General features: G+C 48.9%; 10 protein-coding genes. 5 read left to right on the top strand and 5 right to left on the bottom strand.

What is annotated here, in order from left to right; translation table 11 throughout:
• Positions 1–30: 30 nt before the first annotated feature.
• Positions 31–723, bottom strand: a complete 693-nt coding sequence (locus IQ268_RS11930) for a DUF2711 domain-containing protein (RefSeq protein WP_228035281.1) — start codon at positions 721–723, stop codon at positions 31–33.
• A 145-nt stretch (positions 724–868) separates the two neighbouring features.
• Positions 869–2311, bottom strand: a complete 1443-nt coding sequence (locus IQ268_RS11925; RefSeq protein ID WP_193878775.1) for a hypothetical protein — start codon at positions 2309–2311, stop codon at positions 869–871.
• A gap of 737 nt (positions 2312–3048) precedes the next feature.
• Here IQ268_RS11925 and IQ268_RS11920 point away from each other — a divergent pair.
• From IQ268_RS11920 to IQ268_RS11910, 3 genes are all read left to right on the top strand, one after another.
• A complete protein-coding gene (locus IQ268_RS11920; protein WP_193878773.1) occupies positions 3049–3363 on the top strand; it encodes a hypothetical protein in 315 nt (104 codons plus the stop codon).
• A 231-nt stretch (positions 3364–3594) separates the two neighbouring features.
• Entirely contained in the window at positions 3595–4533 is a 939-nt protein-coding gene (locus tag IQ268_RS11915) for a FecR domain-containing protein (protein WP_193878771.1), read from the top strand.
• Between the two features lie 356 nt (positions 4534–4889).
• Positions 4890–6545: an alpha-amylase family glycosyl hydrolase gene (locus IQ268_RS11910; protein WP_193878769.1), complete on the top strand. Its 1656-nt coding sequence runs from the start codon at positions 4890–4892 to the stop codon at positions 6543–6545.
• A 25-nt stretch (positions 6546–6570) separates the two neighbouring features.
• Here IQ268_RS11910 and IQ268_RS11905 read toward each other — a convergent pair whose 3' ends face one another.
• Positions 6571–9243, bottom strand: coding sequence for a TIR domain-containing protein (locus tag IQ268_RS11905; RefSeq protein ID WP_193878767.1), 2673 nt, complete (start codon positions 9241–9243; stop codon positions 6571–6573).
• A 387-nt stretch (positions 9244–9630) separates the two neighbouring features.
• Between IQ268_RS11905 and IQ268_RS11900 the strand changes: the two genes are divergently transcribed.
• Positions 9631–10062, top strand: coding sequence for a hypothetical protein (locus IQ268_RS11900; protein ID WP_228035280.1), 432 nt, complete (start codon positions 9631–9633; stop codon positions 10060–10062).
• Between the two features lie 28 nt (positions 10063–10090).
• On the opposite strand, the gene IQ268_RS11895 is transcribed toward IQ268_RS11900, so the two are convergent.
• Positions 10091–10573 carry a methylmalonic aciduria and homocystinuria type D protein gene (locus IQ268_RS11895; RefSeq protein WP_193878765.1) on the bottom strand — a complete coding sequence of 161 codons (483 nt, stop codon included), beginning with the start codon at positions 10571–10573 and terminating at the stop codon, positions 10091–10093.
• A 973-nt stretch (positions 10574–11546) separates the two neighbouring features.
• Between IQ268_RS11895 and IQ268_RS11890 the strand changes: the two genes are divergently transcribed.
• Positions 11547–12413 carry a hypothetical protein gene (locus tag IQ268_RS11890; RefSeq protein ID WP_193878763.1) on the top strand — a complete coding sequence of 289 codons (867 nt, stop codon included), beginning with the start codon at positions 11547–11549 and terminating at the stop codon, positions 12411–12413.
• A 68-nt stretch (positions 12414–12481) separates the two neighbouring features.
• Here the strand turns inward: IQ268_RS11890 and IQ268_RS11885 are convergent, their stop codons facing one another.
• Positions 12482–12640 (bottom strand): YqaE/Pmp3 family membrane protein, encoded by a 159-nt coding sequence (locus IQ268_RS11885; RefSeq protein WP_193878761.1) that lies wholly within the window; start codon positions 12638–12640, stop codon positions 12482–12484.
• Positions 12641–12922 lie beyond the last annotated feature (282 nt).

The following is a 12922-nucleotide window of genomic DNA, read 5'->3' as shown; positions in this document are numbered from 1 at the left end:
GCTCTAACACAAGGTTAGCCTGCTTTGCTCTTAATTCATCCAGTAAACCTTCATTCCTGGCTCGAAGAAAAACCCTTCAAAGTTGTACTTCATCACCATTTCGCTCACAATCTCTTTGGGTCCACACAAAAACATATAGAAACTATCCCAGTGAACTCCATAAAGGAAACCAAAATCCTCGGTGTAGATCGTGGGTCTAAAGAATCGGCGATTGTCCTTTACAGTTGGATACTTCCCCCTGAGGAGGTTGCGGATTTGATGTTGCTTGGAATATTCACCCCACTCACTGCCGATCACTACCGACTCATACCCCCAGTCCGCAAGAGAGAGTAAAAATTGATCGAACAGAAGCTCTGGGAACAGTCCTTCTCTTGGCTCAACAAGGTCATACAGCACTAACTGCTGATAAAGCGCTCTGCATTCTGCGTGATCCTCGCTTCGGATAGCACCAATTCTTTCAGATAGAAGCCGATTGAGCCGCTGGATTGTTGGAACGCCTGTCAACTCAAGAACGCGCTTCCAAGAAACCGGGCTAGCAACTGCTTTGAGTTGTTCTCTCGTTTGCAGTTTGTAGGACAGTCCATCAAACAAGGAACGATGCTGAGGACTGGTTTTGATGAACGGATGAAGAATCGCGTAGATGCCGTCAAAATGCTTCTGAAACCACTCAATGACATCTCCATCATGAGCAGGAACAGTGATTTGCGGGTTCATCCGAGTCATCGCTTCAGTGGCTCTAAGAAGTAGGAATTGAGAGCAGGCTAACTATCCTGGTCAGCGGCGGCTAATAACTTTTGCATCACCGCCGAAGTCTTGATACCGTCCGCTTCACCAGGTTTGTTAGACCGCTGATGCTACTACATACTGCTCAAGCCGCAATGATTTTTCTTAGTGCCGTAACCTTACGCTTGATTTCAGAATCGTCTTTCATCTTGTCTAAAGGACCTTTGTATTTTTCTATAGCTTCAATTAATTCTTTCACTGCCGGCATTGAAACTTTATTTTTCATCATTTCCATCAGGGATCGAAACTTTTGTTGACATAGAGAATGCTGAAGCCGACTTGAAATATTCAAATCACTAAAAGACAGAATGGCTATCAATGCTTGATCAGGGTTAAACTGATCAAACATCAATGTATATATACTCTCAGCATTCCATGCAACTCCATTACCATTGGTTAAGAAAACCTCAACCAAACAGAGTACATATTCATTATTGATTTCTAAAGGAACCTTTCCTGTTTCCCCAACTAACCTTTGTAACTGTCGTGCAAAAGGTGGCTCACTGTAGAAATTATTTACTCCTCTGTGGGATGAAAGTAGGTTTTCTATAGCAGTTTGTATTTCTGCTGCGCGAATGCCATCTGGGATGTAAGACAATCCAGAAACTGCTTCAAGAAACTCTCGTGCAAGTTTTTGTTTGTCCTGTTCATTATTTGCTAAAAATCTAGCGTACTTAACACCAACCTGTTGTTTAGTATGCTCATCCAATCGTCCCCACAAATCCGGAACGAGAAGGCGCACATTTTGTCTCGTCTGAGATGTTGTATCTGCCTGAGTGTAAATTCCGAAGAAACCTTCAGCTAAAGTATGTACTTTCTCTCTTGGGAGATCTGCGAAAAAGGATGATATCTGTTTTGCTTCTGTCTCGTCAATTCTATTTGTTTTAATATTTGCAAGAAGCTTTTTGATTCCGACTACAACATTCGACAGTGGAAGTGTGATTACTTCAATAACGCATGTCTCTAACATACCTATAAGCTGTAAGCCAGTAATCTGATTCTGATTAGGATGAGCCGCGCTTGCCCAGTTACGCATGTATCTCACGTAATCAAGATGCTTGAAACCCAAGTCAGAAATAAGCCCAATTTCATGAGACCCCTGAATAAGTTCACTATCATCAATTCTGACAAGATCCTCTTCAGTATTTAGTCTCTTGCGTTTTTCAGAGCTACTGCCAACCGCAGCATCATAGAAATAAGCTAGATCATACCGAGCAACTCGCCGCCTTAGTTCATAAATGGTTTCATCCCACATATAGTTCAAAGCAGCATCAAACAATCCTGCTGCCGACGCGGCAATAAATTTTGATATGTAAATAGATCTTTGTTTTTGCTCTGCATCAATTTTATCTACAACTCCTTCAACGTTACTGAAAACTTTTAATCGTTCGCTAACTTGTACCAAAACTTGAGTTGTTGGCAAACCATATTGATCGATAAAGCGCAGCAATCCATCTTCAAACTGCGTAATTTGAGATGAATAATTAGAACTTGGTACAAGGTTCGTTAGATCAGATTGATCATTCATAGATCGCTTTGCTAGTTTTCAGTAGGTAGTTTAATCAGGGAAACCGCAGATTCTCTGACTATACGACAGTATAACTTCTTACTCTTGATGCCGAATCTAGCCAGGTGTTTACCAAGATTCCAACATTTTATAACCCAACCCAAAATCTTAAAGTATCGCCCTTGCCAACGGGTAAAGCGGTCTAACTATTATTAGACTGAAAGTTTCCGCCTAAGATCCCAAAATGGTTGGATAGGCGGAATCATTCTGCCTATTCACCCGATTTTACTACTTATGCAGATTGTGTCTGCCTAACATACTGCTCAGGCTAGATAGCCCGAATCGTTCCCCCTATGTTCGGCTTGCTAATGCAGATGAGCAGATGGACGACTCAACAGTGTTGCTTCTGCAACCACCTCAGTCGAGAAGGTATCACAAATGACGAGTGGCTAGTCACTCGATCGCCCCCCTCCCTCCATTCTCTGTATTGACTCTGCCAGACAAATCCCGTACCGTGATGAGTTAGGTTGTTTGTGGTGTAAACCACAGCAGAGCAACCAGACACCAAAAATCTAGTCAAGCGCTATCCAGGGCTGTTCGCAGCAGCCAAGGATAGCTGACCCCCACGTTGGTACGGCAACGCGGAGGCTTGGGAGATCTTACCACTCCTGCAAGCCACCCTGCTTTGCGCTTCAATGATATGCGGGGTGGCTAGGTTTTTGGCTTTCCTTACCCGTAAGCCAAACAGGAGAAGTATCATGGCTGATTTCATTGCTCAGATGGAGCGCGATCGCACTGTAGAGTCACAACCAGAACGGCATCAGGTCATCCCGGTTGTCAGTGGCGATCGCCGTCCGTTACGAGTGCTATTGCTGGGAACAAAACAGGATGTGATGGATACCATCAAGAACTTACATCGACGGGGGTTTGCCGAAGCGGGAGACTGGACAAAGCCGATCGCCTCTCCTGAGAGCGAGGAGCAACGCCAGCGATTGTTGGCAACCCTGCCGCCGGGGAGTTACATCAGCATCTTGACTAAGTATCTGCATCACGACGGTTCCCCTTCGAGATAGGGCGATCGCTACTTCATCAATTGAGTGGCAGCGGTAAACACTGCCACTCGTTCACTCATTTGAAAGGCTGGCTTACCTTGAATCATCGTCCTGGCAAACGCTCATCTATCGGGTCTGCTACGCAACATTTTGTTGCGATCGTCAGTATTTTGAGAACGTTAGCTAGTTGAATTCAGTAGAACCGGGTTATTCCTTGTTCAATCGGCTGAACCACTCTGGAGAGATACTGAAATGGCAACGCGAATCGGGTCATGGCACCAACGTTTAATTGCTGGCAGCTTATTCAGCTTGCTTGGCATTGCTCCAGCCGTGGCTCAGGCCAATTTACTCACACGAGCCGAAGTGTATCGCTTAGCAAACCAGGTTCAAATCCAGCCCCATCGTGCCTCAGCCCGAACCGCCAGAATCAATGATGTTTTAGTTCCCCTGGATGCGCTGCAAACGGGACAGCAATCCAGGGCAGAACTGTTGTTCAATGAAGGCTCACTGGCTCGAATTGGTGCCAATGCCATCTTCCGATTTTCACCCGGAACCCGCAGCTTTCAACTCCGCAACGGCACCATCATTGGCATGATTCGCCCCAGCAATGGCATGACCACCATTATCACACCCGAGGGAATGGCGATCGCAATGGGTACTGCCCTACTCGTACAGCATGATGCCAGCCAGAATCGATCGCGCGTCGCGGCACTCACCACTAATCCGGCAGGGCCAATCATTGTTTCCAACCTCAACGGTGAGGGTACGGTTCGCCTCCGGGCAGGGGAACAAGTCGCTATTCGCAATGGTGTAGTTGGCTCGGTGGAACCATTCAATTTGCAGGACTTCTATCAATCGTGCGATCTGGCTACCGATTTAGTACCCAACGCTACGCCATCCGCTGTGCAACCCTCATCCGAGGTTGAGGAAACGCTGGAAATCATTCGAGCCGAAACAGCAGAAGCCCTGGCAGAGCAATCAACCCAGTCCGAAACGGTATCAAATACAGACAATACCCTGTGTGCAGACGTAGCTGCCATTGAACCAGAAGAACCACAGCGGCGACGTAGACCCGGTATTTCGATTCCGTTCCCCTTCCCGTTTCCGCAGCGAAGACCCTCTCAGCCACATTTGCCCCGCAACCCCGATCGATTACCAGGCAGCGATCGCAGCCCTATCATTCCCCAATAGAGGCATTGGTGGATGGCGATCGCATCTACACTCATTACCCTGATCCAGAAGTGACGGACACACTTCTGGCTTTAATCTTTCATTACTCTCAACCAATTATCCATTCAATTATCCATCCATGTAGCCACACCGGAAACAAAATCGATGGCCATCGATTTGCCGCATCCTGTCCGGCTTGCTCCAACCAAAACAGAAGGTTGCCGTGTGAGTCAATCTCAAAGTCAAAATATAACGCTTCCTATCTCTCTTCGGAAAGAACTTAGCCCTCGTCACGAATCCTCTATCTCAAAGGAAGGATGCCTAAACCTGGGGTAACTTTGGACAATCAGATCACTTTACTCTTCCTTGAGAGGTTTATGGCTAACCTGATTGAATTTAACCTGTTTGCTCCCTACAACAACGGAGCCGCAGTGATTGGAACCTTTTCTAATTGGGAAGAGATTCCAATGGAGAAAGGAGAAGACGGTTACTTTCGGGCACAAGTCGAACTAGAGGATGGTGTTCATCAGTATAAGTTTCGAGTCCAAACGAAAAGCTGGTTCCTGGAAGCCGATGAATGGATTGATGTCAATGATCCCTACGCCACCGACATTGATAACCCCAGCCAAAACAGCGTCCTGCGAATCAAAGATGGCGATCGCATTGTGGATACCTATGTTTGGCAACATGATGATAAATCTCTACCCGCCGATCATGAACTCGTCATCTATGAAATGCATGTTGGCGATTTTTCCGGAGGGGAAAATGATGATAAGGCGCGTGGTCAATACAAACATGTGGTAGAAAAGCTCGACTATCTGTGTGAACTGGGAATCAACGCGATCGAGCTAATGCCAGTGAACGAATATCCCGGCGATCACAGTTGGGGCTACAACGTTCGCTACTTCTTTGCCACCGAATCCAGCTATGGTACCACCGAAGAGTTGAAGCACCTGATTGATGAATGCCATGCTCGCGGTATTCGCGTCATCATTGATGGCATTTACAATCACTCAGAATCTGAAAGCCCACTCACTAAAATTGATTACGACTACTGGTATCATCACGATCCCCAAGATCCAGATAACAACTGGGGGCCAGAGTTTAACTACGAACACTACGACGAGAATTTAGATACCTATCCTGCCCGCCGTTTCATTGGTGACGTGGTGCGGTTTTGGGTAGAGGAATACCACATTGATGGCATTCGTTATGATGCCGTCAAACAATTGGGCAACTACGATTTCTTACACTGGATTGTGCAGGAGGCCAAGAAATCGGCTGGAAGCAAACCCTTCTACAACATTGCCGAGCATATTCCTGATACACCCGACATCACCAATGTTGATGGCCCAATGGATGGCTGCTGGCACGATAGTTTCTATCACTGCGTTGTACCGCTCCTGTGTGGTGAATCGTTGGATATGGAGCAGCTTCAGGATGTTCTGGATGCCAAACGTCGGGGGTATATGGGAGTAACCAATGTGGTTAATTACATAACCAATCACGATCATCATCATTTAATGGCCGAACTGGCCGAACACGACATTTTTGATGAAACGGCATTCAAGCGAATTAAACTGGGTGTAGCGCTGATGATAACCGCCGTTGGCATTCCAATGGTGTGGATGGGCGAGGAATTTGGTGAGTACAAACCCAAAACCATCGAGCAAGCCAAGATTGAATGGTCACTACTGGAAAATGACACAAACCGGGGGCTGTTTGAATACTACAAAGGTTTAATTGCCCTGCGAAAAGAGAACCGATCGCTTCATGCCGAAAATATCAATTTTTTCCATGAAGATGCAGACGGTAAGGTTCTGGCTTATGTTCGCTGGAATGATGAAGGCTCTCGTGTTGTGGTCATCGCTAACTTCTCCGATCATTATCATGCCGATTATCAGATCACCAATTTCCCCGAAAACGGTAAATGGCACGAATGGACCGGAAATTATGATATGGAATCAGGAGATAACACAATGACGCTTGACCTGCCAGAGTACGAAGCAAAGGTACTGGTTTGGCAAGGGTAAGGACGGGGGCAGAACAATCTGCCCTTTAATCTGCAATTCCCTCACAAAGAAGCCGATCGCTCTCTTCCACGTATGGGTTCGTGTGCAAATAATCGCGAACCCAATTGCAACCCAACGTGAGGAGCTGGTCAAGGTTGAGCGAGAGCAAATTTAAATCGAGCTTTCGTAAAATGACGGTACGATCGCGGCTACTGGAAGCGATCGATTGTCCATCCGGGCTGAAGCAAACATTGTTAACCCAATCGGTGTGCCCGGTGAGGGTTTGCAGTTCGCGTCCGTCCAAACTCCAGAGCTTAATCGTGCGATCGACACTGCTAGAAGCTAGCATGTTTCCACTGGGGCTAAAGCAAACGCATCGCACCGTTGCTTTGTGACCCAAAAAGTTTTGCAAGGCTTGTCCATCTGTCCCCATTAGCTTGACGCTACCATCGCCACCTCCCATCGCAATCCGTTGACCATCCGGGCTGAAACACACACTCATTACAGTGGCGTCTAACGTCGGGAACACCTGAGCAACTTGACCATCCAGGTTCCAAATGCGAACGCTGCCATCGCGGGCACTGGAAACAATCTGCTGTCCATCCGGACTAAACGCAACGCTATACACCTGATCTTGATGATCGGCATAGGTCTGTAAAACCTGACCCTCCAGATCCCAGCGTTTGATAGTGCCATCGCCGCTGCACGATACAATTTGCTGACCGTTGGGACTAAAGCTAAGGCAGTTTACCCAGCGTCGATGCCCGGAAAACGTGCGGAGGCGGCGACCGTCTCGCGTCCATAGCCGAATAGTGTGATCGCCGCTCGCCGAGGCGATAAGCTGCCCATCTGGACTAAACCGAATGCTGCTAATCCAGTTTTGGTGCCCTTTGAACGTCTCTAACACCTGACCCTGCAAGTTCCAGATCTTGACGGTGCAATCGCTGCTGCCCGTTGCCAAACATTGCCCATCGGGACTAAAACAGACGTTACCCACCCAATCGCTGTGTCCAAATAATGTTTGCAATCCTGTCCGGTGCAGACTCCACAGGTGAATATTGCGATCGCTGCTAGCCGAGGCCAACAGCAAACCATCCGGGCTAAAACTGAGACCTCTCACCCAATCGTTGTGCCCAACAAAGGTATGCAGCTCTTGACCATCCAAATTCCACAGTTTGACGGTAGCATCGCTGCTGGCCGTTGCCAGCCGTAAACCATCCGGGCTAAAGCGCACCCCTGTTACATCAGAACGATGCCCACTCAGCGTTTTCAGCTCCTGCCCATCCACAGACCAGAGTTTCACGGTGCGATCGCCGCTAGCCGTTGCCAGCAGTTGCCCATCGGGACTAAAGCTGACGCTATCCACCCAGCCCTCATGCCCCACTAGCGTCCGCTGTTCCTGACCGTCTACCCCCCAAATCTTTGTCGTAAAATCGCCGCTACCAGAGGCAAAGAACTGGCCGTTGGGGCTAAACTCTACGCTGTTGATGCCCCGGCTGTGCCCGGTCAGCGTTTGCACCAGTTCTCCATCAAGCGTCCAGAGTTTCAGGGTGCCGTCAATGCTGCCCGTTGCAACAACGTGCCCACTGGGGCTAAAGCTAACGCTGGTCACTCCAGCTTTATGCCCAGCCAGGGTGTGCAGCCATTCTCCGTTGACCCGCCACAGTTTAGCGGTGCGATCGCTGCTGGCGGTTGCCAAAAATTGACCATCCGGACTAAACCGAACACAGCGAATCAGATCATCATGGCCGTTGAACGATCGCAGTGCCCGACCATTGCGGCTCCACAACCACACAGAACCATCGCTGCCTCCAGAGAGCAACAGTTGCCCATCCGGACTAAAGTGAACGCTTCTCACGCCTGAGCGGTGCCCCTGCAAGCTGTTAACATTACGAATTTCATACACAATCTGCCGCAAGGTGGCGATCGTCCGCCGCTGCATCTCAATCGGAGGTTCTGCCCGCTTCAGGTTCTTCCCTGCCTTGATGGCCGTCACCAATCCCCGAATCTGTTCATTGGCCGTAAACAACGCCTGAGAAGAAAGGTTCAGAGCGTCCACTTCTGCCACTTCTGCCCGTTTGCGCTCGCGTTCTGCAATTTCGTATAGCTCTTTCCAGCGGGTTGCTTCCTGGTGCTGCCAATCTTGGCTGGCCGCGATAAAGTCTTGCTGTAAAGCCAACGGCTTAGGCGACTTACTGGCTCCCGCAATTAGCCATTGTTGAGCTTCGGTTAATTCTGTGCCGCGCAAGAGAAAATCACTTTGGCGATCGCTGCGCTCCCATTCTTCAGCCCGAAATTTGAGCCGAGCATGAATCCGGCTATGTTCCAGATCGGAATCAATCACCTCAATCAGTTTTTGTAACGCCGTGCCAAAATCATCGTCACTACAAAACGAAATCCATTGATATTGCGCCAACTCAGCAGGCAACACCTCTTCGACCAGATCTCGGCAGACCAGCGGAATGATTTGTTTATGGTGGGCGATCGCGCACTCTAATTCATAGAGGCAATGTTCAGATTGAGCCGAATCGGAACTGATCACAAAAATAAATTTGTTGGCTAACTCAATCCCCCGCTTAATCTCCAGTTTCCATTCCGATGCGGGGGCAATATCTTGCCAATCCACCCAGACCTCACGGTCTAGCGTGATGAGATGGGCATACAGCGCTCGCACAAATGCCTTGTCTTTACGAGAGTATGAGATGAAAACGTCAGCCATGCCTCGTGTTGCCTTATTGCTTGTTCATTCCCAAAGATAAACACATTGCTTCCCTTCATCATTACTGATGGGTCTGCCTTCTTTTGGGTTGGGTTGAACGCATCATGGCTTAAAAGGATGGGTTAAAAGGGCTAGCGGCACTCACCACTCCTTTGCTTCGGTTTCAGCCACTTACAGCAGTTTTCAATCGAGTCAGCCACAGTCTCGCCAAGATGGGTGTAGGGTTTGAGGTGTGGTGAATGCAAATGAAAATGACTGTAACAGGAATCAGCTACAGTGATCGACTGATTCTGTTCATGCAATTGTGGTCTCCTCTACCGTTTGTCATAGCGGGCGCGATAGGCTGAGTCATAGTACAGTCAGTATTCGAACCATCGCAGCTACGTTATGCGAGACGCATCCTCGATGCAACCGCCCCAGCATCCCTTTCAACATGGGCACATCTTTCAAAGCCCCGGTAGCCACTTCACCTATCGGGTGATTGGGCCATGTTGCCGATTGTTTGATCGGGAAGAACTGCCGTGGCCGTGTTGTCGGCTCCAGTGGCGTGGCAAAGAACCGAGCTGGCGGCGGGTGGGCAGACGATTGGTGGTTGATATGGCATCACGCAATAGTCCGTCGTATTCCGTGGAAGTGATTGGGCAAGAGTATTCCAGCGTGCCGTTTGTTATGACGCTTTATCCAGTAAAGCTGCCTGTCCCGCTACGGGAGTGGTGGTATTCCAAAAAACCGCAGCCCCCAACCTATCCCCCCGACGTAAATAGCGTCAATAGTCAGACGAATGTGCCGACGTTAGATAGGGTGAGCGGCGAATCGTAGACAGCGACGTACCCCCAGAGGGCTGCTGCTACAACGGCTGTAATGGTGCAGAAGGATGAGCGATCGCCCCAACGACCTCCTCCAGCCGTTCCGGATGAGCCGAGGACACCAGAATAGCCGGATACACCGCATTTCCCCACACTGGATGCAACACCATTGAGCAACCGCCGCTGCTAATCCGGTCATATCCAAGCAGGGCATGGACAACCGCCACATCATCTAGCCGCAGCGAACCCGGAGCAGACAGCATCGGCCATCCGGTGCGAGGGTCAAATAGCTCCACTAATTGATTCATTTGGGTCAGTCTTGCCGCTACGCGCATTCCAAACGTCACAAAATCCTGCCGCAGTTGATGTTTGCTCTGCTCTATTTCAACGGTGCGATCGATCAAGGCAAAGGGGCACGGTTGCAGAACCACCAACACCGACGAGATAGAACGAGACCAACCTGGCAATAGCTGGCTTGAATGACGATGAAGATAAGGACTCGGTGAATGTATGGAATATTGCATTGCAGCAGTGCATCACCTAAGAGGCTGTTTGCAACGGATGGAATGTCTCCTGTAAGGGCGCACGTGCGGCAGATCGTTCCCAAAATAGACCCAGATATAACCTAGATATATTTGCCTGGATGCCACACCCCTACAGTGCCGACCTACAAATTAAACCCTTTAAAGCATCCTCCAAACCCAATGAGTAGTATCAGGTCAGAGGATGTCTTAAAAGTGCTAAGCTCCAACGCGAACCGCCCCCTAATCCCCCAAAATTGGCTTCGACGTGAGCGCTCAGCCGAACGGGGACTTTGAAACAGAATTGATTCGGAAGTCCCCCAAATTGGGTGATTTTGGGGGCTAATTTAGAATGTTGAGCCATTCTCAGATATCCTCTCAGATGCGTTGAACCCTCCCTAACAGTTCATTTTGGCGCAATCTTTAGAATCTTAAACTGAAGGAACAGTACGGCTGACCGAACAATCTTAACTGCCTGCATCAGGCTGCGAAAACGCTGATTCTTCGGTGCGGCGGCATTGGCCTATGGTTAGCGGAACCTGTAGGGCATAAAGGTGAGCGCAGCCCCAGTTCACACCCCACCGATCGGTCAGGCATCCTGATCTGTCTGTCTGAGAGGATGTTTTAAAAGTTTGATTAGTTACCCGATAGGTGTAGGGGCGAAGCATTCGGTAGACAATGTCTCGGTTGTTCTAGCCATCCTGATTCGTAGCTTGCTTCTCGCAGAGTATGCTTCGCCCCTACCGAGACGTAAAAGATACTTTTCAAACACCCTCTGAGGATCAGTGCTTTTTAGAATGAGGGAATGCTGACCGTACAGCAGATTTGAACCGTTTATTCAGACTTACAGCAGTTCTCAATCGAGTCAGCCACAGTCTCGCCAAACTAGGTGTGAGGTGTAGGGTTTGAGGCGTGGTGAATGCAACTGAAAATGGTTGTATATCAACTTTTATCGTTAGTTGCTCGGAGTGTAGCGATGCAAACTAAAATGGCGATCGACAGTATCGACCCTCAAGAGCGTTTCAGCCCGGTGGACTGGTCAGAAGGTCTATGGAACCATTGGCAGGCGGTCAGGGATAGCACCCTCAGCACCCTGGAGGCGACCAATGATGCGATCGCCACCCTTACTACAACGGCTAGACAGGAGCAGCTCACCTTGACGGAGACGGCTCAACGCGCGATCGGCTCAGTTGCGGCAAGTTCCAACCAGGCTCAAACGGTTATTGTAAACCTATCGAATCAGGCGAACCGTCACCTGGCAGATACGCTGAATTCGTTGACTGTCGCAACGGAAACGACGCAGCAGGCGGTGAACGAAACGACAGCACTAGCCATGAACCGCATGACCACTGCCAGTGACCTGGCCATCGCTCGCCTGACCACCGCCACAGAACAGGCTAAAACGTCGCTAGATGGCAACCTTCAGCGGGTTGAAGCCCTGAGCGGTGGTGTCACCAATGCGGTTCAAACGGCGATCGCTCAATCCATCCAAACCTGGCTAGAGGGACATCCAATGCTGGCATGGTTCATCACACATCCGCTGATTGCGCTGTTCCTGATGCTGGTGCTGATCTGGCTGGGGTGGGGACTGTTAGGGGCGATCGCGCATTTGTCTGAGCGCATCTGGTTAATGACCTTACAGGCACCGCTCAAGGTAGGTCGCTGGATGCTGCATCGCGTAGCCGCTTTATTTCAACGGGGCGATCGCCCTCAAGCCTTGCCCAAAATCTCACCCAATCAGGCTCAAGAAAAATTAGCAACCCTGCTCGATCGGCTTGAAGCTGTAAAGCGCGAACAAGACGAATTGCTAAAAGAAGTAAGAGCGCTTGTGATGAAAGACTAACGGCATGACCTGAGTTCACCTGAATTCAATTGAGCCAATGACAACTGACCCAACCAACCCCATCCTGTTTATCGGCGGGCAATAATCCAAACGGCATGAATAATTCCGGGAATATAGCCTAACAAAGTAAGCAAGATGTTAATCCAAAACTGTGGGCCAATCCCCACCTGTAAAAAAACGCCTAATGGTGGTAGAAACACAGCACATATGAGCCGAACAATATCCACGGATGGTACTCCTTAACAAACGATCAACAATACTTGACTCGATAATGATTTAAATCTAACAACTTCAATCAACAGAATGGGCTAAGAAAAACAGTAGCACCAAATCCGCCATCATCTTGCAAGGTTATGGATTCTGGCGCATCCTCCTGGAGATGTGTTATTTATCAATATTTCAGAGGAAATTAATCAAAGCTTCGTTGCTAACCCAAATCATTCAGTAGTGTTAATCAGTAGTTTTAACTAGCCTACCCTGCCTTTTGGTTGATCCCTTCTTCAACAAAA

The sequence above is a fragment of the Oculatella sp. LEGE 06141 genome, from assembly GCF_015207605.1.
Taxonomy (GTDB): domain Bacteria; phylum Cyanobacteriota; class Cyanobacteriia; order Elainellales; family Elainellaceae; genus Oculatella.
Note: the sequence above shows the minus strand (reverse complement) of the source record. Positions and strands in the feature narration are given on the sequence as shown.